We start from the raw sequence: 20688 nt of genomic DNA, 5'->3' as shown, positions 1-20688 counted from the left end.
ATTATGAAATTTCTGTGATAGATATTCGCAACGGGTGAACGCTTTTCGCAAGGCGGCCTAGGGTGTGTAGGGATTCAGTTCAGGGCGCGGCGAAAATAGTGGATTTCGAGAACCGGCGCGCAGCGTACTTCAGTACGTGAGCACCGGAAGCGCAGGAAGCCGCTATTTGCAGCCCGCCATGGACTGAATCCCTACACACCCTAGACCAGGTGAATGTTCTTCGCGGGATTGATCATGAGTGAATGGCTTTCGCAACCAGTGACTGACTTTCGCGGGCGGCCGCTTGCCGAGCCGGGAACGCCCGCCGGCTACGCGGCGCTGATCGAACGCTATGGCCTTCGCCTGCCGCTGCCCGCCCGCCTGGCCGCGATCGCCGAGCGGCATCATCCTCGATCCACCGCCGAATGGCAGATGATGACGCCGCGGCACATGCCCGACGCGACACTGATCGGCCATCTGACATTCGCTTTCCGCTATGAAGGTATCGATCTTTCCATTCTTGCCCAGCTTTTCCGGGCCGAGGAGCCGGCTGCGTTCGCCCGGATCGTGCGCGATGCGCCGACGGGCAGCTTCGCTCGCAGGATCTGGTTTCTCTACGAATGGATGACCGGCGACCGGCTGGACGTGCCGGATGCCGGCAAGGTGCGCCTGGTGCCGGTCGTCGATACAAGGCTGCAACTGGCGCTGGCGGACGGCGTTGCGTCGCCGCGCCATCGCGTCGCCAACAACCTGCCCGGCACGCCGCGATATTGCCCGATGGTGCGCAGGACCGACGCGATCCTCGCCTATGAGGCGCAGGCATTCGACGAGCGCGCCCGCGCCGTGGTCGGGCGCATTCGCGCCGACCTCGTCGCCCGCGCCGCCGCCTTCCTGCTGCTCAACGATTCGAAGTCCTCCTTCGCCATCGAAGGGGAGAAGCCTTCGGGGACGAGAGCCGCCCGCTGGGGACAGGCGATCGCCGAAGCCGGATCGCGGCCGCTGAGCCTGGCGGAGTTCGACCGGCTGCAACGCATCGTCATCGGCGATCAACGCTTCGTCCGGCTGGGCCTTCGCGAAGAGGGTGGGTTCGTCGGCGTCCACCACCGGGAGACGGGATTGCCCGTGCCCGACCATGTCAGCGCCCGCGAAAGCGATCTGCGCGATCTCGTGGAGGGTCTGGTCGCCTATTCGGCGCGAGCCGTCGCCGGCGGCATGGACCCGGTCGCGGCGGCGGCCGTGCTCGCTTTCGGCTTTGTCTACATCCACCCCTATGTCGACGGAAACGGCCGCCTGCATCGCTGGCTCTTTCACCACGTCCTGGCGTCCGCGCGCTTCAATCCGCCGGGCATGGTGTTCCCGATCAGCGCGGTGATCCTGCGCCGGATCGACGCGTACAAGGGCACGCTCACCTCCTATTCGGGACCGCTGCTTCCCTTCATCGAATGGGAACCGACGCCGGAGGGCAATGTGCGGGTGCTGAACGACACGGCCGACTTCTACCGATTTTTCGACGCCACCGCGCATGTCGAATTCCTGTACGCCTGCGTCCAGCAGACCATCGAGGAGGACCTGCCCCGCGAAGCTCGCTTCCTCGAAGCCTTCGACAGCTTCAACGAGGCGGTGCAGCAGATCGTCGACATGCCCACCGCCCAGGTCGAACTGTTGCTGAAGTTTCTGGAGCAGAATGAGGGACGCCTGTCGCAGCCTGCCCGATCGAGGGAATTCGAGGCGCTCACCCCCGCCGAAGTCGAACAGGTGGAGGCAGTCTACGCAGATGCGTTTGGGCCTGAAAAAGTAAATCCCCACAAGCCTTAGTCTTTTGATGCCGCATTTTCCGAGTCGTTGACCGTAGCCGGTCAACTTGAAAATGCTCCAGCGCGGAAAAAAGAGCTGTTGGCGCAGGCGAATTCATTGCATCCGGCGCTCCCCGCATCCAGCGGTGAAAACGCCTTTCACGCGATCAACTGAAAGTTGGAGAGGTCCAGCCGGATGAGCAGCCGATCGCGCAGAACCTCATATTTCTTGTTGCACATATAGGCCCGGCGTTTCGAGGCGAACTTTAGGCCATCCACGCTCACAATATCCAGGGCATAGTTCGCAATTCTATGGCCGCCGGCGATGTCGAGCGTATAGTCTTGGCGCCGGATGAGCATATCGTCGCCGAAATAGAATTCCTGCGCCCGGCTATGGGTCGCGATTTCATCCGGCATGACGACACGAACGCCCTGCCAGAGCTCCCCATCCTCTTCAAGCGGATCAATGTCCCACACCTGCACTCCCGGCATCGCGAGGGAGAAGGGCACGGTCAAATAGCTCCACATCGCATAGCAGCCGAAATAGGTGCGATGCAGCGGATCCCAGGGCGTATCCAGTTCATGACCGTTGAAGGCCGCGCGCGGGTCGTGCCGCTCTGCGACCAACGTCCCGTCCGCAGTTTCAATCGCTACCCGGCCCGGTTCCAGAATCGTGATCATGTCACCGTCGATCGGACCCATGCGGCATTCCTGGCGCTGCGTCTTGGCCGTTATCCGCAGCGTGCCGGAACCGGGAGCCGTTTTCCGGTCAAGCAATTCGCCGCCGGTCACCACATCGACCTGCACCGATTTGAGCGCTTCCCATCGCTCCCACCCTCCATGGGCGTCGATGGCATCCGCGATCAGCTTGTTCATATCGGCTTCCTTTCGTGGGCATTTGCCAGGCCCCTAACCATCGGCGGCGGCCGATTGGAGGGCGGGCACCCGAGACAGTTCATGGTTCGATTGCTCCATACCCGCGACCGGCACCATTTCGCCCGCGCGCTCGCGGATGCGATCGATGCCGGCGAGTATCCGTTCGGGCGCGTGGGCGTCGGCACCCACGTAAAGGCCCTGGGTAAGCGTAATATGCGCGCACTCGAAGCTGCCGGCGCCTGCGCACAGGATCATGCCGTTAGGCGCATCGTCGCATACCAGGGCAAGCATTCCGGGGGCGACGAGAGCCGGGTCCAATGCAGCGAGCGCCTGTTCGTCAAGAATTCCCTCTGTCATGCCGGTCGCGGCCGTGGGCGCCAGGCAGTTGACGCGGACATCGTTCCTGCGCCCTTCCAGGGATAGCGTCTTCATCAATCCTACAAGCCCCATCTTGGCCGCGCCATATTGGGATTGACCGAAATTGCCGTAGAGCCCGGACGAAGAGGTCGTCATCACGATACGGCCATAGCCCTGCTCGATCATTTCACCCCAGACAGCCTTGGTGCAATTGACCGAGCCCATGAGATGCACTTCGATGACAAGGCGAAAATCGTCCAAACTCTGCTTGACGAAGGTTCGGTCGCGCAAAATTCCCGCATTGTTCACCAAGATATCGATCCGGCCCCACGCCGCCTTGGCCTGCTCGACCATCGCGGCCACCTGGTCGACGTCCGTGACATCGGCACCGTTCGAGATTGCCTCGCCACCGTTGCGGCGAATCTCCTCCGCCACTGCTTCGGCCGCGGCGGACCGCCCGTCGCTGGCGCCGCCCAAGTCGTTGACCAAGACCCGGGCGCCACGCTTTGCCAACAGCAACGCATGTTCCCTGCCCAGTCCGCCACCGGCGCCGGTGACGATCGCAACGCGGCCTCGAAGATCAATTGCCATTCAAACCTCTGTCCATATGTTTGCGCCCAACGCTTTTTGCCCCGGACCAGCCCTGCCCCGACCCTGGAGGACGGGCGTGAACCCTCGCCTTTCACCGCAGGGCCGATATTCCATCCTCACCGCCGCCACCGGACGGGAAATCACCGGCCAACTTGCAAATCGGGTCCTATGTCCCTCAGATGGCCACTCCGATTTCCGCCTTTGGCATCAGGTGCCTGCGCCGCCGCTCCCGCTGGATGCGAGATGCTTGCGCACGATCCCCCACGCATCGATATTCTTCTTCAAAACCTTGCCGTTCGGCGCCAGCGGCAATGCTTCCAGCTCCACGACATGCCTTGGATATTTATAGGGTGCGACCCGGCCCTGCACGAATTCCCGAAGGGCCAGCGTGTCGATAGGCTCTTTGCTCTTGCGGACGACGAAGGCAACCACTTCCTCGCCCAGACGGCTATCCGGAATGCCCATGACGGCGGCGGTCTTCACATCGGGATGCTCGTAAAGAACCGCCTCCACCTCGCCGGGCGAAACATTGAATCCACCTCTTATGATGAGTTCCTTCTTGCGATCCTTGAAGAAATACTGCCCATCAGGCGTGCGCAGTCCCAGATCTCCGGTATAGAGCCAGCCGTCCTTGAGCGCCGCGGCGGTAGCTTCCGGATTCTGGTAATAGCCGGTCATTACCGCCGGGCCGCGGACCACGATCTCCCCCACTTCGCCATCCGGGAGAGGAACGCCGCGATCATCGACGATCCCCAGTTCGATGTTGAACATGGGCGTGCCGACTTCGCCCAGGGCAAGCTCCGTCTTGTGGGCGGTGAATGTGGCGGCGGTGCCGCATTCGGTCATCCCATATCCCTGCCCCATGGGACAGCCGAAGGTCGCAACCGCCCGGCTCACGATATCGGGAGGGATGGAGGCTGCTCCGCCGCCGGCCAGCCTCATCGCAGGGAATTCCAGCGCCGGCGTGCGGTTTTCCGCGACATCCAGCAGGGCGCCGAACATCGTCGTGACCGCCGTGAGCACCGTGATCTTGTGCTCGGAAATCGCCTCAAGCGCCGGCTCCGGCAGAAATCTGGGAATGATGATCAAGCTGCCGCCGACCGACATCGTCGTGTTCAGGACAACGATGAAGCCGAAAGAATGGAACATCGGCAGCATGGCGATCTGCCGGTCGTCGGAGGTGAGGGCGAATTTCTCGACCCAGGCCCGGATCGCCGCCGCGAGAGCGCCATGAGACAGCATCGTCGCCTTGGGGTCGCCCGTCGTACCCGAAGTATAGAGAAAAGCCGCTATGTCGTCTTTCCCCGCCTGCGGCCAGTCATTCGCGGGCGTACTGCGCTCCAGAGCCGTCTCGAACTCGACGAAGCCTTCGGCCACGCCCCCCGCGACGAAGGCCGCTGCAGCCAGGCCGTCCGGGCGCGCCTGTTGCAGTTCCCGCGCGGAATCGGGCGCCAGAATGGCGACCTTCGCCTGCGAATGGTCGACCAGCATCGCCAGTTCGCGACCCTTCAGCAGGGGATTAGCCGGCACGATGGTCGCCCCTATGCGCAGGATCCCATAGAGGATGATCGGGAACAATGCGCTGTTCGGAAGGGCAACCAATATCCTGTCGCCGGCAGCGACATCCTGCTCGCGAAGGAAGCCGACGACCTTGCGAGCGAGATCATCGACCTCTCCATAGCTCAGCCAATTTCCCCGATCATGCAGGAACTTCTTGCCGCGATGCTCGCGAACGGCCTTGTCGAACATGCCAAGCAGCGTGTCCTCATCCATCTCCCGTTCCTTTTCCTTACGCGAGGCGAACCAGCTGCTTGCCCAGATTGCCGCCGCTGAGCATGCTGATGAAGGCTTCCGGAGCCGCGTCCAGACCCTCGGCCACGCTTTCGTTGAAGATGATCTTGCCCTGCGCGATCAGCTCCACAAGCTCCTCCACCGCGCTATTCCAGAGGTCCATTCTGTCGGTGCAGATGAAACCCTGCAGGCGGGCGCGGGTGATGATCGCCTGCGTCAGATTGTAGATCGGCGCCGGCTTGGACTGATATTCGGAAATTGCGCCGCATAGCGGCACGCGGGCGAAGTTGTTGAGCCTGGCGAAGACCGCGTCGCTCACCGGGCCGCCGACATTGTCGAAATAAACGTCGACGCCATCGCCCGTAGCTGCAGCGAGCTGATCCGCGAAGTCATCCGCGCGATAGTCGACCGCTGCGTCCGCGCCCAACTTGTCGACGATATAGGCGCATTTGGCCGCGCCGCCGGCGATGCCCACGGTGCGCGCGCCGGCATTCTTCGCCAGTTGGAGCGCGACGCTCCCCACCGCGCCCGCGGCCGCCGAGACCACGACCGTCTCGCCCGGCTTGGGTTCGCCGATCAGCCGCAATCCCATCCAGGCGGTCACGCCAGGCAGGCCGGCGGCGCCGAGATACGCCGATGGGGACACGCCGCCGGTCGCCGGAATCATTTGCAGGTGCTTGGCCCGCGCAATGGCCTTCTCCTGCCACCCGAGATAGCCCGCGACCATCGTTCCCACCGGGAGCGCGTCGCTCTGCGATTCCAGCACCTCGCCCACGGTGGCAGCCACGATGACATCGCCGATGTCCATGGGCTTGGCGTAGCTCTTGCCCGTCTTCATGCGGCCGCGCTGATAGGGGTCGATGGAGATATAGTGATTCTTAACAAGAACCTCGCCCTCCTTCAGTTCCGGGAGCGTCTCCTCCACGAAATTGAAGGCGCTTCTCGTGACTTCTCCGGTCGGGCGCTCCGCGAATATTATTTTTCTGTTCGAATAGGTCATGTCGAATCCTTGTTAGAACCAGGAATCCTGCATTTCGAGTGCAGTGGAATCCAATCGTTCGAGTATAGCGAGCCAGTGGTTGATCTTGGGCAATTCCCAATCGAAGAAATATCGGGCCGCCTGGCGCTTCCCGAGGATGAAGTCCTCTGAGACGTCGGTTGCACGATCGAGGGCGTCGACCTGTTCGAGCCATATCCAGGCGATGATGACGTGACCGAATGCGTCGAGATACAGGCCCGCATTGGCCAGCCGACGTTCGACATCCTGTTCCCGACTCAGCCCTTCAGTGACGCGCTGGATATCCTGCCAGGCGCTGCGCAGGCGCCTCGCCCACTCCTGCGTGTCCGGATTGGCACTGCCGGCCGCAGAAGTGCAGCGGTCATCGATCACGGAATCCAGATAAGCTATCGCCTCGCCGTTCAGGACCTTCCGCCCGAGCAGGTCAAGCGCCTGGATACCGTGCGTACCCTCATGGATCGCGTTGATGCGGTTGTCGCGATAGAATTGCTCGACCGGGAAGTCATGGGTGTAACCGGCGCCGCCATGCACCTGGATCGCCAGATTATTGGCCTCCAGACACCATTTCGCGGGCCAGGATTTGCCGATGGGAGTAAGCAGGTCGAGAAGCAGATACGCCCGGCGAGCGGTCTCCTCGTCGCCCGTCGACTGATCGTCCAGCAGCTTTGCCAGGTAGAGACACAGAGCAAGCCCGCCCTCAACATAGGCCTTTTGCGTAAGAAGCATCTGGCGGACGTCCGCATGCTGGATGATCGCCACCGGATCGCCGCCCTTCTGGGTCAGCGCGCGGCCTTGCGGACGATCGCGTGCATATTGCACAGCGTGCAGATAGCCGGTGTAGCCGAGCATCACCGCGCCCAGGCCGACGACGATGCGCGCCTCGTTCATCATATGGAACATGTAGGAGAGGCCACGATTTTCCTCGCCGATGCGATAGCCCACCGCTCCCGCCTGGCCGTCGACGGCAAATTGTCCGTCGCCAAGGCTCAGGACGCAGTTGGTCGTCGCCCGGTTGCCCATCTTGTGATTGAGCCCGACCAACGCGACGTCGTTGCGCTCCGCCGGATTTCCATCCCGCACGATGTGCTTGGGTACGATGAACAGCGACAGTCCGCGTACGCCATGTTCGGCCGGACCCGTCCGGGCCAGCACGAGATGCACGATTGTCTCGCTGAGTTCGTGATCCCCGCCCGAAATCCACATCTTCGTGCCGAAGAGCCTGTAGCTGCCGTCAGGCTGAAGTTCGGCGCGGGTGCGGATGTCGCCGAGCGACGAGCCTGCCTGCGGTTCCGACATGCACATGGTGCCGGTGAAGCGCCCGGCCAGCATCGGCAGGGCGAAGCGGTCGATCTGTTCGGGCGTGCCATGGGCCAGCAGAAGATTGGCCGCGGCACATGTAAGGAAGGCGTAGCCCGATGTCGCGATATTGGCCGCCAGGAAATAGGCGATGCACGCCCGATCGATGACGAAGGGCAGTTGGAGTCCGCCATATTGCGCGTCATTGGTCGTCGCCAGGAACCCGGCATCGCGGAAGGCGCCATAGGCCTTCGCGATCTCCGGGATCAGCACGACCTTTCCATCTTCCATATAGGGCTCGTGCTTGTCGCCCTTGGCATTGTGGTTGGCGAACCAGTCGGTGGCGATCTTTTCAGCCGTATCGATCATCGTGCTGAAGGTCGCGCGATCGTGATCCGCGAAACGCTCCCGTCCGGTCATGGCTTCAGCTTCGAGCCAATCATAGAGAAGGAAGTCGAGATTCGTCCTTGAGAGCAGTTTCGAGTTCAGGGTTGTCATAAATTCTCCATGGCGGACCGATTGGTCCAATCCGCAAAGTTGGAATGGGTTGAAACGAGGTGCTGAAGCAGGGGCGCGGGCCGCCAGAAAGCCGGGTCACGCGTCTGGAGCCGTTCGAAGACGGTCATGCGTTCGACGACCTTGTCGAGGCCGACACTGTCGGCATGGAACATCGGTCCGCCGCGGAAGTCCGGGAAGCCGTATCCCGCGAGGTAGACGACATCGATATCGCTCGCTCGCTGGGCGATCCCTTCCTCCAGGATCTTCGCGCCTTCGTTGACGAGAGCAAGGACGCAACGGTCGACGATTTCGGATTTTGAAATCTCGCGCCGCGCTATATTTTGAGACTGCGAGAAGGCGGCAATCGACCGTTCAACCTCCGGATCCCGCACGGCCGTGCGGCCATCGGCATAGAGATAGACTCCGGCCTTGGTCTTCTGGCCGAATCTTCCCTGCTCGCAAAGCCCGTCGAGCACGGGCGAATAGGGCATGTCGGGCCGTTCCTGCGCGCGCCGTTTCCTGATCGACCAGCCGATATCCAGCCCGGCAAGGTCGGCGACCTTGAACGGCCCCATGGAGAAGCCGAATTCCTCCAGCGCCTCGTCGACTTCAAAAGGCAGCGCCCCCTCTTCGACCAAGAACATCGCCTGGCGGAAATATTCCTCGACCATGCGATTGCCGATGAAGCCGTCGCAGACGCCGGACAGGACGCTGACCTTGCCGATCCGGCGGCCGAATTGCATCGCTGTCTTGACCACATCGGGCGCCGTCCGGTCGCCGCGGACGACCTCCAGCAGGCGCATCACGTTCGCGGGACTGAAGAAATGCGTTCCCACGACATCGGCCGGCCGCTGCGTGAACGCGGCAATCGCGTTGAGATCCAGGGTCGAGGTATTCGAAGCCAGGATCGCGCCAGGACGCAGATTCCTGTCCAGCTCCTCAAAAACCGCGCGCTTTGCTTCGAGCGATTCAAAGACGGCCTCGATGGCGATATCGACATTGCGCAGATCGCCATAATCCGTGGTCCAGCGGATGAGCGCCTTCTGCGCTTCCGCCTGCTTCGCGGTCAGGCGCCCCTTGGCCACCGCACGGCCAAGGACGTCATCGACGCTCTTTTCCGAACGGACCGTGGCCTGCTCGCTGGTTTCGAGCAGGGTGACCTCGATACCCGCAGCCGCCAGGCATTGGGCGATACCCGTCCCCATAAGGCCCGCGCCAATGACGGCGGCGGTGTCCAGGCGACGAACGCCCACGTCCGCGCCAATCTCCCGGACGTGCGAGGCACGCCGTTCGGCGAGGAAGCCGTGGCGCAGGGCCTTGGAGACGTCGGTCTCGATAAGCCGCTTGAACGCGGCCTTCTCGACCTCCATCCCGGCCGCGAAATCCAGGACGGTTGCCGCCTCGACGGCGGCGATGATCTCAGGCAAAGCGGGATATCGTTCACCCGATCCGCTCAACCGAGCGCGCGCGGCATCGAAGATTTCGGGTCGCGGCTGTGCTGGCGGCAGGCTGGAGATGGATGGCAGTTCACCGGAACGCGCGACCGAGCGGGCGATGGAAGACGCCACTTCGAGCAGATCCTCGTCCGGCTCGACGAGCGCAGCGAACATGCCCTTGAGCTCCGCCGCGCCGGCCGGCAGCAGCCGGCCGCTGGTAATAAGATCCAGTGCAGTCTCGACGCCGACAAGCCGTGGGAGGCGCTGGGTGCCGCCCGCGCCCGGGAGAAGTCCGAGCTTCACCTCAGGCAATCCGACGCGGGCGTTGCGAAGGGCGACGCGCGCGTGACATCCCAATGCCAGTTCGAGTCCGCCGCCAAGCGCCACCCCGGCGATGGCGGCCACCACAGGCTTCGCCGAGGCTTCAACCGCCTCTATGACCGCTACGAGATCGGGCTGTTCCCAGCTTTTCGGCGTACCGAATTCGGTGATGTCCGCCCCTCCAGAAAAGGGGAGCGCAGCCCCGATAAGGACGGCTGCCACGATATTTTCATTGAGGTTGACCTCGGCAACGGCGTCCACAATGGAGCATCGCAGCGCGTGCGAAAGGCCATTTACAGGCGGATTGTCCAAGGCAATGACGGCAACGCCGTCATGTATTGCAAGCGCACTGGTCATCAGATGTTCCACATTGAGATTGTGCAGGAGGGCGACACGGCCGCCCTCCTGAACCGCACAGATCGAGGGGACTTAGTTGCCCTCGAATTTCGCCTTGCCGATCATGTTGCGCGAGCCGTGCTCAAGCAGGACGCGCACGCCATGCTGCATGTCCTTGGTCTCGAACAACGGCGCGGCGATATCGCCGATCAGGCGGTCCGCGCCGCGCACGCCATCGTCCAGCGCCGCCCGGACAAGGCGCTTGCTGACCGCATGGGCCCGGGTCGGACCGCTCGCGATCCGACGAGCATATTTCATGGTTTTTTCGGCAAGCTGCTCATCCTCGACCACGCGATTGACGATGTTCCAGCGTTCGAACTGCTCGGCCGAATAGCGATCGCCGCCAAAAACGATCTCACGGGCCCGATTGGCGCCGCAAAGGGTGGCAAGGCGTTCGATGCCGCCCAGGAAGGTGGAAGCGCCGATATGCACTTCGACCTGGGCGAATTCCGCGCTTTTGCCCGCGACGATGATGTCGCAGGCCATGGCGATTTCCAGACCGGCGGCCAAGCAGAAGCCCTGAACCTGTGCAATGACGGGAACGGGGAGCTCCTCCAGGCGCTGAATGATCAGCGGAAGCGCGCGGCTGAACTGGTGGCGGGCATAGGCCTCCGACCGATCGAGGAACATCTTGACGTCGGCGCCGGCGCAGAAGTGAGGGCCCTCGCTCCGCACGATAAGGGCGCGCATGTCCGACAGAGCCGCCTGGTTCAGCGCTTCGTCAAACAGGTCCATCAGCGGAAAGGTGATGAGGTTGAGTGGGGCGTTGGCGAAGGTAAGCACGCCGACATTCCCATCGAGCTCAAAAGTACAAAACTCAGACATGTCGTCTCTCCCGATTTCAATATATCTGTATATACAGATAAAATGCCTGTAGGTGCATGCATCTGCCCGCCGATCAAGTCAAGCCGATTTCTGGGAGGGTTGAACCGGCTCTCGGATTTGATGGAATCGGACTTTTGCGCAGGTCGCATCAGATCAGCGCGCAGACTCCCAAGGCGGTGCAAATTGCAGCTATGGCCGGGCCATGCTTCACGAAATCAACGGGGACGGAAACCGGAAAATGGTCAAGTCCGGCGCGCAAGCTCCATACCCTAGGCAGCGTGGACAAATTCAAGACTTGCCGGACTGAGTGATTTGAGTGGAGAGCGGACGCCCCCCTATTCGTCACCCCGGACTTGATCCGGGGTCCCGCTTTCTTCCGAGTGCACGCCTATCCCAAGGCAGCGGGACCCCGGATCAAGTCCGGGGTGACGGAAACTGATGTCCGCCATTGGCCTTTTCCCGATATTCCGAATTTGTCCACGCGGCCTAGCATTACCTTGGAATCCGGCGAAGACTTGGCCGGAACGCTTCACGACTCGTCTCTACGTTGAAGATACTTCGGCGACTCGACGCAACTCTCCCGCCACAGTCTGGAACGAGCCGTGCTCAGTCAAAGAGCGGACGCGGTAGACGGTCCAGCGCCGCGTGGACAAAGCGGGCGAACACTGGAAACACAGGAAAAGCCATTTGCAGCCCGAGAGGGCCGAATGTCGATCAATTCTGGGCGATCACAGCCTCTTCGGGCAGATCGAGCTTGCTTGCATGCAACAACACCGAATGGAGTTGGTCGCTCGTCTCCCTGCTCAGCGCCTTCCGTATGGCAGCCTGCGCCGCCTTCCAGTACGGGACCGCCTGCTTGTAGAGATCGCGACCGGCAGGGGTTGCCTTGAGGCAACGTTCCCGCCGGTCACGTTCGCCGGGCGCGCTCTCAATAAGACCGCGCTCCTGGAGATATCGCAGATTGCGATTGAGCGTCGTGGGGTCGATGACCATCCAGTCCGCCAGTTCCCCGATGGTAAACTCCTTCAAGGTGAGGTGTGCAAGCAGCGTGAACTGGGTGTTCTTGAGATCCAGTTCGCCCAGATAACTGTCGTAGATCTGGGATACGCGGCGCGTTGCCTGCCGCAACCTGAAGCAAGTGCAGTCAAGCCCATGTTGGGCGGAGAGAAGCGAAGCATCTACATCACGCATAATTGCATGTATATACAGCTAAAAATCAGGCAGTCAACCGTCCCGTTGCCTTTACAGCACTTCGAACAGTCCGGCCGCCCCCATGCCGCCTCCGACGCACATGGTGATGACGACATATTTCTCGCCGCGCCGCCGCCCTTCGAGCAGCGCATGACCCACTAACCGGGCACCCGTCATACCATAAGGATGGCCGATCGAGATGCCCCCTCCGTTCACGTTGAGGCGGTCATTGGGCAGGCCCAGCGCGTCGCGGCAGTAGAGGACCTGGCTTGCAAAGGCCTCGTTCAATTCCCAAAGGCCGATGTCGCCGATGCCGAGGCCGAAGCGATCGAGGAGTTTGGGAATGGCGAACACGGGCCCTATCCCCATTTCATCGGGCTCGGTGCCTGCAACGGCCATTCCGAGATAGCGTCCAAGCGGTTGCAGTCCCCGCTCCTCGGCGACCTGGCGCTCCATCAGCACCGATGCGGACGCACCGTCCGACAACTGGCTGGCATTGCCGGCGGTGATGAAGGCGTCGGGCCCGCGGACCGGCTTCAGACCGGCCAGCCCCTCAAGAGTGGTGTCGGCGCGATTTCCTTCATCCTGCGTGAGAGTGACGATCCTGGGCGTCTTTTCTCCAGTCGCCTTGTCCGTCACGATCATTGTCGCGGTCACGGGCACGATCTCGTCCGCGAACAGTCCAGCGGCCTGTGCCGCGGCGGTGCGCTGTTGCGACTGGAGCGAATATTCGTCCTGGGCCGCGCGGCTGACGCCATAGCGCCGCGCGACATTTTCCGCCGTGTCGATCATGGCGATGTAGGCATCGCCATGAAGCGCGACCAATTCCGGGTCTTCGTCGACGCGAAGGGCGTCGGTCTGGACCAATGAGATCGACTCCACGCCCCCTGCCACCACGATGTCCATGCGATCGACGATGATCTGCTTGGCGGCGGTCGCAATCGCCATCAGGCCGGATGCGCACTGCCGGTCTATCGACATGCCCGCGACCGTGACCGGAAGGCCAGCGCGCAGCGCCGCGTTCCGACCGATCGTGGCCTGGCTCCCCTGCTGCAATGCACTGCCCATGATGCAGTCGTCGATGTCCGCGGGATCCAACTTTGCCCTGCTGACCGCTGCGCTGATCGCATGGCTGGCAAGCGTCGGAGCGGGAAGATTGTTGAAAGCGCCGCGATATGCCTTCCCAATCGGCGTGCGGGCGGTGGAGACGATTACTGCGTCGCGCATGTCTGTTCCTTCAAATGCTCAACGAATTTGGTGCCGGGCTTGATCGAGGCGCTGCCTCACCGGGTGGTGGAGAAGCCGCCGTCCAGCGGAATGACTGCGCCGGTGATGTAGGAGGATGCGGGAGAGGCGAGGAATATGGTGGTCCCTGCCGCATCGCCGGGCGTGCCGGTGCGTCGACGCGGGATCATCGAATTGATTTCCTCCCCATGTTCCTGGAGCAGCCACTCGGTCATTTTGGTCGGGAACGGTCCGGGGGCGATGGCATTGACGTTGATATGGGATTCGGCGAGGAACCGGGCCAAGTGGCGGGTGAGATGATGCACCGCCGCCTTGCTGGCCGAATAGGGATAATTTTCGACCGCCGGCGCGGTCAGGCCGTCGACCGAACCGATGTTGATGACCCGCGCCGGATCATCCGATGTCGCGGCGTTCCGCAGCAACGGAGCGAGCTTCTGCGTCAAGAAGAAGACCGCGCCGAGGTTCAGATGCATGACCTTGTCCCAGCCCGATTGCGGAAACTGGTCGAACGGCTCGCCCCAGGAGGTCCCCGCATTGTTGACGAGGATGTGCAGCTTGTCCTCGCGTCGGGAGAATTCCGCGGCCAGGGCAGCGACCTGATCCGCATCTGCGACGTCGGCGGGTATGGCGTAGGCTTCGCCAATCTTGCGAAGCTCCGCCTCGGCTTCCTGACAGGTTTCGGCCTTTCGCGACGTGACATAGGTCTTGACGCCAACTTGAACGAGACCCTGGGCGATCATGAACCCGATTCCGCGCGTCCCTCCGGTAATGAGGGCCGTTTTTCCTTCAAGATTGAACAGTTTTCGAGCGTCCATTGTAATTCCTTTTTGGATTTATTTTGTTCAGAACTTTGCGTTCAATTGAATGGCCAGCGTCCGACCCTGTGAAAGGATGGCGTAGTTCGACTTGGCCTGGGCAACGGTGGCCGCGATTGCGGTGTCCCCGACAAACTGGAAAACCTGCTTGTCGGTAAGGTTCCTGCCGACGAAAGCCAATTCCCAGGACCCGTTCTCCGGACCGACTCCGACGCGCATGTTGAGCAAGGCATATTTGGCCTGCCGACCGGCGGGGTCGTAATTGGCCGCCGCGTCATAGGCGCTCGCATAGAAGACCTCGGTCGTCGTGCCGATCTGGTAGCCATCGAATATCGGAAAGACCGATGTCAGGCTGGCATTGGCTGTAACCTTTGACGTCAACTGGCTGGATTTTCCTTTATAGTCGCAAAATTCCGGCACGCCGTCGCCATTGCCGTCCACGGTGGGCGTCTGTCCGAAATAGCATTGGCCATTGGGGAAGCGGAGATATTTGAAATCCGTATAGTTGACGCCGGTCGACAGCGTAAAATGCCGTCCCAACTGCATCCGCCCATTGGCCTCGATCCCCTGCGCCCGCGCGCTTGCGGCATTGCCGACATTGAAACCCAAACGGCCGTCGAAGATGGAGATCTGCAGGTTCGTGAGCTTGGTGTAATAAGCTGCGAGATTGAGTTCGGCACGTCCTCCGAGCAGCGACATCTTGCTGCCGACCTCGAAATTCTGTGCCTTTTCATCGTCAAATTCGAAGGCATCGCGCGCGGTCGGATAAGTCAACCTGTTGTTGGCGGCGAAATCGAACCCGCCGCTCTTTTGACCACGCGCATAGCCCGCATAAAGCATGACTTGCGGAGTCGGCCGGTACAGGATCTTCACGTCGGGCGTGAATCGCGTTTCCCGCCTCGTCCCGGCGACGGGGAATTCGCCGAGGCGGTTGATCATCGCATTCCCGGCCGCCCCCAGCCCGGCGAGATTGGAGGACGACGCCGCCAGAACCTGCGCATAGACCAGGGGCGCATTGACCTGGGCGGCCGGAAGCGCTCCGCCGCCTATCGGTTCGACAGTGAGGATCTTCGAGCCTTGGATCTTGCTGTAGCTCAGACGGCCGCCGAGCTGGACCGTAACATCGGATATCGGCCTCCAGTTCAACTGGCCGAAGGCGGAGAAAGTATCCGCCTCCACCCTCACCCGCCGGTTGATCCAGGTATTGGCCACCAGCGTGCCGGCACCGGGCTGGCGCGCATTCACGATCGTGACGAACGTCGAATCCGAGGGGAACCCGACGGCCTGACGATAACGCTGCAGGCCATTGGCGTAATAGGCGCCCGCGATAAAGTCGAAACTGTCGAATTTGGGCGAAATCAGCCGGAGTTCCTGGCTGAACTGCGTGTAATTGTCGCGGATATGGCCGGTGATGATCCGTGCCCCCAGCAGATCCGGATTGATCGCGTCATCGTCCGCGAGGGCGGTCGTGTAGGCCGTGGTCGAACGCAGGGTGTATCCGCCCGTCTGCCAGTTCAGCGTCAGGACGTTGGCGGTGGCGTGGGCCCGGCTTTTCTCGCCGTCGGACGTCCGGCGGCCGTCGATCCGGTTGTCGAGAAGCGTAGGATCGAGGTGGAACACGTTGACGAGCACCTGGGCATAAGTGAGCCCGGCAAAAGGCCCCGCTTTTGCAGGTTCCTCGCCATATATCTCCATGGCTTTGCCATCTGTATTGAACTGGTTGTATTCGCTCTTGAAGGAAAGCTGGAGGTCTTGGGTGACGTCGATGTCCGCTGTCACGCGAATGGCAGCTTCGTCTCTCGCCGGTTCGAGCCGGTTGAGAGTCAGGTTCCTGATATAGCCGTCGCTGCTGCGATATTTGCCGGCCACGCGGACGCGGATCGTATCCGTGATGGGGCCGGAGACAGCTCCCTCCAGACCCAATTCATTGGCGTTGAACTCGTAAGACGAGGTGAGGCGGCCGAAAAAATCCTGCGTGGGTTTGGCCGTCGTCACGTTCAAGGCCCCGGCAATGGCGTTCTTGCCGAGCAAGATGGATTGCGGTCCCCTCAACACTTCGACCCGGTCCACGTCCAGGAACGGTATGCGGGTCTGGAGCGACCGCGGCAGATGGACGCCATCGACATAGAGGCCGACCGACTGCTCGAACCCGGCATTCAGGCCGGAACCGATGCCGCGGATGAAGAATTGCGTCGCGAACGCCGTCTCCGTGGCGGTGAAGCCGGGCGCGGCGATCTGAAGATCGATCGGGCGAATGACGGCTTTCGTCGCAAGATCGGTACCCTGCACGGCCACCACGGAGATCGGAACCTCCTGCAGCTTCTGCGCGCGGGTCTGCGCCGTGACGATGATTTCCTGCAGCCCGCCCTCATTCTGGCCGTCCTGAGCAGGCGCCTCCTGGCTCACTGCGTCAGGAATTTGGGCGGCCGCATGCCCCCCTGCCGTAAGCAGGGCCAGGCAAAATGCGGACCCATGCAGCAGCTTGCGTTTTACGTCAGCAATCATGATATCTCTCTCCCCTCGTCTTTCATCAATTCTTATATTGTCGTACATAAATTACATGTATATACAGGTAATTTATGTAAAAAGGCGGCGCCTACCAGGTCGCTTGGCCGCGGTCGGCGCGTTCCCCTTCTCCAGCTCTCGCCAGCGTTGCGGTACAAATGCCGCCATGAAGTTGGACTTTGACGAATTCTGTCATGGAATCACCCAAGCTTTGAATGGACGGGACAGCGAGACATCTGCACGCCCGGAACAGCCATGCTTTTGCACACGGCCCTGCTATGTCGGCCTGCTTCCCGCACATCTGCCAGGACCGAAAGCATTGCGATGAGCCATCATCTCAGAGGAACTTCCGATCCGCGCCCTGCTTCAGCAACGACAGCCAAGCGGCATGAGTCCCCAGATTGGGTTACCTTTGTTCACCGCCTCTCCCTTGGCCATATCGATTTCCGGCAACGTCCAGCATCGCCTACCCCTCCTTTTATCTGTATATACAGATATAGTCGCAGTCCGATAGCGTCAAGCTGCTATTTTAAGGATCTTGCACCTACGGCAACCTGGAGCGCGTGACGCGGAACGGCATCCTCACGGGCAATATCGCGCCGGAGGGCTTGCAGGTTGGCGATACTCTCGGATCGGCAGCGTCAGTGCCGTCGATCGGTCCTGGGCCGTATCGACATTTCAGAAGATGTCGAGCCGAAAATGCCGGCCTTTCGCGAGCCGGAGCGGAGCGTAGCTAGGCAGCGTGGACAAATTCGAAAATGTCGTGAAATGGCCAATTTCGGTCATTGCCCCACCGTCACCCCGGACTTGATCCGGGGTCCCGCTTTCTTGTCTGAGTGCCCGCCTTGTCCAAGGCAGCGGGACCCCGGATCAAGTCCGGGGTGACGAATAGAGGAAGCGTCCGCTCTCCACCCAAATCACTCAGTCCGGCAAGTCTTGAATTTGTCCACGCTGCCTAACATTGGCAGCGAGGACGTGCGCCATCCCGGTCAGCCTGTTCCGGTTTTCAGCTCGATGGGTCCGGCTCTGTTGCGATCGTCCTGAACCCGATGTGGGACGTGCCAAGGTCCAGTTCCTGGGCCTGGAAAGCGGCGGGCCTGAAATTGGCGCAATAGTTCATCGCGCAGAGATAGGAGCCGCCCTTGATCAGTCCGTTGCCGCCGCGCCTTTCGCTGGTCCATTCCCAGACATTGCCGACCATGTCGTGCAGGCCGAAGCCGTTACCATCAAAGCAGCCGACCGGCGCCAAGCCGACATGGCCGTCCTGGCCGGTATCGCGGACCGGGAACACGCCCTGCCAGCTATTGGCGGTCGGATGCCCTTCGCCATCATAGGCCCAGCTACGCGGATCGCGCGGGCCGGACTGATCGCCCCGCGCCGCCCTTTCCCATTGCGCTTCATCCGGCAGGGCCGCCCCGGCCCAACGGGCATAGGCGGCGGCATCCTGGTAATTGACGTGGACGACGGGCCAGTCCTCCCGGCCCGCAATGTCGCTGCCGGGGCCGTCGGGATGGCGCCAGTCCGCCCGCTGCCGATAGCGCCACCAATTGCCGGCATTGTTGAGGTCCACCGGGCCGGTCGGCTGGACGAAGACGGCCGACCCCCCTTCCTGCTCAGCGGCGGTGCGATAGCCGGTGGCGGCGACGAAGGCGGCGAACTGGCGATTGGTCACTTCATGCCGGTCGATCCAGAAGGCGGGGACGGCGACCGCCTGGCCCGGCCGCCCATCTCCATCCTCGCCCAGCAGCACCGTCCCGGCGGGCACCAGCACGCGGCCGTCGCGCGCGTCGCAGCGTGGGCCGGGACTGGCGGCAGGCGGCGGCGCGGCGCCCAGCAGCGCAATCGCGCAGGCCGCGAATGCTCCCGCATGCCGCCGTCCATGGCTCATGGCTTTGCCGCGCCTTCCGGCTTGGCGGCTTCGGGCGGTGGCAGGACCACGCCCTTGTCCTTGGCATAGCTGTCCCAGTCGGCGACCAGCTCCTTGAGTTTCGCTGGTTCGGCCGCTGCCAGATCATGGGCTTCGGCCGGATCCTGGGCAACGTTGAACAATTGCCAGACGCCGGTGCCGACGCTGTTGCGCGGATAGGCGCTGCTCGACGTCGGCAGATAGACCGCCTTCCAGTCGCCCTTGCGCAGCGCGCGGCGGTAGAAAAGTTCGGTCCCGACCGCTTCGGTCGGCTGGCGCACTTCCGCCTGCCCGCCGGTCAGCACCGGCGCCAGGCTATGCCCCTGGAAGGGCAGGATCGCGTGGCCGGCGAAGGTCGCGGGCTGTTGCAGCCCGGCGAGGTCCAGCAGGGTCGGCGCGACGTCCGTGACGCTGAACAGACCGCCCGCGATCCGCCGCCCTGCGACGCCGCGCCCGGCAGCGAAAGCGGTGACGCGGGTGCCGCCCTCGGTCGGATAGCTCTTCACCAGCCAGGACGGCGAACTGTTCGCCTGCGCCCAGCCGGGGCCATAGCCGACATAGGAGGAAGCCTTGCCGATATTGTCGAGGCTGTTGTCGATCCTGAGCGCGGGCAGCTTGTCGGGCTTCAGCGCCGCTTGGAAGGGTGCCTCGATCACATTGCCCTCCGGCCCGTTGTCGGCGAGGAAGATGATGACCGTATCGTCATAGCGGCCCAGCTTCTTGAGCACCTCCACCACGCGGCCGACATTCTGGTCCATGCGATCGACCATCGCGGCATAGACTTCCATCTTGCGCGCCTCGATGGCCTTTTCGTCGGCGCTGAGCGAGGCCCAGGGCTTCACTCCCTCCCAGTCGTGCGGTTTCAGGTCGACGGGGACGAGGCCCAATTGCTTCTGCCGCGCCAGCCGCGCGTCGCGCAATGCTTCATAGCCAGCGTCATAGCGGCCCTTATATTTGGCGATCGTTTCCGCCGGCGCCTGCATCGGCCAGTGCGGCGTGGTGTAGGGCAGATAGGCGAAGAAGGGCCGCTGGTCCTTCGCGCCTTCCTCCAGGAAGCCGATCAGCCGGTCGGTGAAATAATCGGCCGAATAACGTCCCTTGGGATATTTCACGATCCTGCCATTGTCGCGATAGGTGGATGCGCCGCCGATCGCCGCCCAGGCCTTGTTCTGGTCGGCGCCGAAATGATTGCCCAGCCCCTGGAGCAACGCATAGGAACGCTCGAACCCGCGCGCGGCCGGGCCGCGCTCGGGCGTCAGGCCCAGATGCCATTTGCCGGACATGAGCGTGCGATAGCCGCCCTGATGCAGCAGTTCGGCGATAGAGGCGACCCGGTCGTTGAGATAGCCTTCATAGCCGGGCTGGCCGATCTGGTTGGGCTGAAGGGTTTCGGCCATCGAACCCACGCCGGCCTGGTGATTGTCGACGCCGCTCAGCAGCATGGAGCGGGTGGGCGAGCAGGTCGGCGCGGTGTGGAAGCCGGTGAAGCGCACCCCGGCATTGGCGATGGCGTCCAGATTGGGGGTTTGAATCTCGCCGCCGAAGGCTCCCAGATCGGACCAGCCAAGGTCGTCGGCGACGATGACAAGGAAGTTTGGCTGACGCTGAGTCGCACCCGGCGCAGCAACGGGATCGGCCGCCGGCGCAGCCCGCACCACCGGCGCAGCGACGCCCGCAAGTGCGGTCGCCGTCAGAAAGGCAGATAATTTCAACATCTTATTCATAGCCGATCTCCGGAACCGAAAGAGAAATTGCCCGCCGGACCTAAGCGGACATCGCGCGATTCCGAAACAATCTATTGTCTACCGCATCGATAGAAAAACTGTCTCGCCATATGTCCAGATAATTC

14 protein-coding genes are annotated in these 20688 nt (G+C 62.2%); 1 reads left to right on the top strand and 13 read right to left on the bottom strand.

Translation table 11 applies throughout. The features are described 5' to 3' along the window. Positions 1–258: 258 nt before the first annotated feature. On the top strand, positions 259–1794 hold the full coding sequence (locus Sj15T_RS14545) for a Fic family protein (protein WP_253720673.1): 1536 nt from the start codon (positions 259–261) through the stop codon (positions 1792–1794). Positions 1795–1931: 137 nt separating this feature from the next. On the opposite strand, the gene Sj15T_RS14540 is transcribed toward Sj15T_RS14545, so the two are convergent. The 13 genes from Sj15T_RS14540 to Sj15T_RS14480 all read right to left on the bottom strand — a co-directional run bounded on the left by Sj15T_RS14540 (position 1932) and on the right by Sj15T_RS14480 (position 20563). After that, positions 1932–2648, bottom strand: coding sequence for a hypothetical protein (locus Sj15T_RS14540; protein WP_013038801.1), 717 nt, complete (start codon positions 2646–2648; stop codon positions 1932–1934). Between the two features lie 33 nt (positions 2649–2681). Continuing rightward, positions 2682–3596 carry an SDR family NAD(P)-dependent oxidoreductase gene (locus tag Sj15T_RS14535; protein WP_013038800.1) on the bottom strand — a complete coding sequence of 305 codons (915 nt, stop codon included), beginning with the start codon at positions 3594–3596 and terminating at the stop codon, positions 2682–2684. A gap of 207 nt (positions 3597–3803) precedes the next feature. Continuing rightward, on the bottom strand, positions 3804–5369 hold the full coding sequence (locus Sj15T_RS14530; protein ID WP_013038799.1) for an AMP-binding protein: 1566 nt from the start codon (positions 5367–5369) through the stop codon (positions 3804–3806). A 16-nt stretch (positions 5370–5385) separates the two neighbouring features. Further along, positions 5386–6387, bottom strand: a complete 1002-nt coding sequence (locus Sj15T_RS14525; protein ID WP_013038798.1) for an NADP-dependent oxidoreductase — start codon at positions 6385–6387, stop codon at positions 5386–5388. A 12-nt stretch (positions 6388–6399) separates the two neighbouring features. Beyond that, positions 6400–8199 carry an acyl-CoA dehydrogenase gene (locus tag Sj15T_RS14520; protein ID WP_013038797.1) on the bottom strand — a complete coding sequence of 600 codons (1800 nt, stop codon included), beginning with the start codon at positions 8197–8199 and terminating at the stop codon, positions 6400–6402. Then, positions 8196–10313, bottom strand: coding sequence for a 3-hydroxyacyl-CoA dehydrogenase NAD-binding domain-containing protein (locus Sj15T_RS14515; protein WP_013038796.1), 2118 nt, complete (start codon positions 10311–10313; stop codon positions 8196–8198). The genes Sj15T_RS14520 and Sj15T_RS14515 overlap by 4 nt, the downstream gene beginning before the upstream one ends. 72 nt (positions 10314–10385) lie before the next feature. Beyond that, complete coding sequence (locus Sj15T_RS14510) at positions 10386–11177, bottom strand: enoyl-CoA hydratase/isomerase family protein (RefSeq protein ID WP_013038795.1); 792 nt, start codon at positions 11175–11177, stop codon at positions 10386–10388. 714 nt (positions 11178–11891) lie between these two features. Beyond that, a complete protein-coding gene (locus Sj15T_RS14505; RefSeq protein ID WP_007685109.1) occupies positions 11892–12368 on the bottom strand; it encodes a MarR family winged helix-turn-helix transcriptional regulator in 477 nt (158 codons plus the stop codon). A 51-nt stretch (positions 12369–12419) separates the two neighbouring features. After that, positions 12420–13595, bottom strand: coding sequence for an acetyl-CoA C-acyltransferase (locus tag Sj15T_RS14500; RefSeq protein WP_013038793.1), 1176 nt, complete (start codon positions 13593–13595; stop codon positions 12420–12422). A 56-nt stretch (positions 13596–13651) separates the two neighbouring features. Next, positions 13652–14428 (bottom strand): SDR family oxidoreductase, encoded by a 777-nt coding sequence (locus Sj15T_RS14495; protein WP_013038792.1) that lies wholly within the window; start codon positions 14426–14428, stop codon positions 13652–13654. A 27-nt stretch (positions 14429–14455) separates the two neighbouring features. Beyond that, complete coding sequence (locus Sj15T_RS14490) at positions 14456–16981, bottom strand: TonB-dependent receptor (protein ID WP_253720671.1); 2526 nt, start codon at positions 16979–16981, stop codon at positions 14456–14458. A 958-nt stretch (positions 16982–17939) separates the two neighbouring features. Then, the gene (locus Sj15T_RS14485; protein ID WP_013038787.1) at positions 17940–18821 is read right to left on the bottom strand and encodes an SUMF1/EgtB/PvdO family nonheme iron enzyme; all 882 of its coding nucleotides are present in this window, start codon (positions 18819–18821) and stop codon (positions 17940–17942) included. Next, positions 18818–20563 carry an arylsulfatase gene (locus tag Sj15T_RS14480; protein WP_013038786.1) on the bottom strand — a complete coding sequence of 582 codons (1746 nt, stop codon included), beginning with the start codon at positions 20561–20563 and terminating at the stop codon, positions 18818–18820. The genes Sj15T_RS14485 and Sj15T_RS14480 overlap by 4 nt, the downstream gene beginning before the upstream one ends. Between the last annotated feature and the right edge of the window lie 125 nt (positions 20564–20688).

Origin of the sequence: Sphingobium sp. TA15 (genome assembly GCF_037101235.1) — a bacterium.
In the GTDB taxonomy this organism is placed as follows: Bacteria; Pseudomonadota; Alphaproteobacteria; order Sphingomonadales; family Sphingomonadaceae; genus Sphingobium; species Sphingobium indicum.
The sequence above is the reverse complement of the archived record's forward strand: the minus strand, read 5'-3'. Positions and strand labels throughout refer to the sequence as shown.

Bases quoted from the DNA above. Each gene is read 5' to 3' on its own strand.
- Sj15T_RS14540 (WP_013038801.1), bottom strand. From the start codon at position 2,648: ATGAACAAGCTGATCGCGGATGCCATCGACGCCCATGGAGGGTGGGAG.
- Sj15T_RS14535 (WP_013038800.1), bottom strand. From the start codon at position 3,596: ATGGCAATTGATCTTCGAGGCCGCGTTGCGATCGTCACCGGCGCCGGT.
- Sj15T_RS14530 (WP_013038799.1), bottom strand. From the start codon at position 5,369: ATGGATGAGGACACGCTGCTTGGCATGTTCGACAAGGCCGTTCGCGAG.
- Sj15T_RS14525 (WP_013038798.1), bottom strand. From the start codon at position 6,387: ATGACCTATTCGAACAGAAAAATAATATTCGCGGAGCGCCCGACCGGA.
- Sj15T_RS14520 (WP_013038797.1), bottom strand. From the start codon at position 8,199: ATGACAACCCTGAACTCGAAACTGCTCTCAAGGACGAATCTCGACTTC.
- Sj15T_RS14515 (WP_013038796.1), bottom strand. From the start codon at position 10,313: ATGACCAGTGCGCTTGCAATACATGACGGCGTTGCCGTCATTGCCTTG.
- Sj15T_RS14510 (WP_013038795.1), bottom strand. From the start codon at position 11,177: ATGTCTGAGTTTTGTACTTTTGAGCTCGATGGGAATGTCGGCGTGCTT.
- Sj15T_RS14505 (WP_007685109.1), bottom strand. From the start codon at position 12,368: ATGCGTGATGTAGATGCTTCGCTTCTCTCCGCCCAACATGGGCTTGAC.
- Sj15T_RS14500 (WP_013038793.1), bottom strand. From the start codon at position 13,595: ATGCGCGACGCAGTAATCGTCTCCACCGCCCGCACGCCGATTGGGAAG.
- Sj15T_RS14495 (WP_013038792.1), bottom strand. From the start codon at position 14,428: ATGGACGCTCGAAAACTGTTCAATCTTGAAGGAAAAACGGCCCTCATT.
- Sj15T_RS14490 (WP_253720671.1), bottom strand. From the start codon at position 16,981: ATGTACGACAATATAAGAATTGATGAAAGACGAGGGGAGAGAGATATC.
- Sj15T_RS14485 (WP_013038787.1), bottom strand. From the start codon at position 18,821: ATGAGCCATGGACGGCGGCATGCGGGAGCATTCGCGGCCTGCGCGATT.
- Sj15T_RS14480 (WP_013038786.1), bottom strand. From the start codon at position 20,563: ATGAATAAGATGTTGAAATTATCTGCCTTTCTGACGGCGACCGCACTT.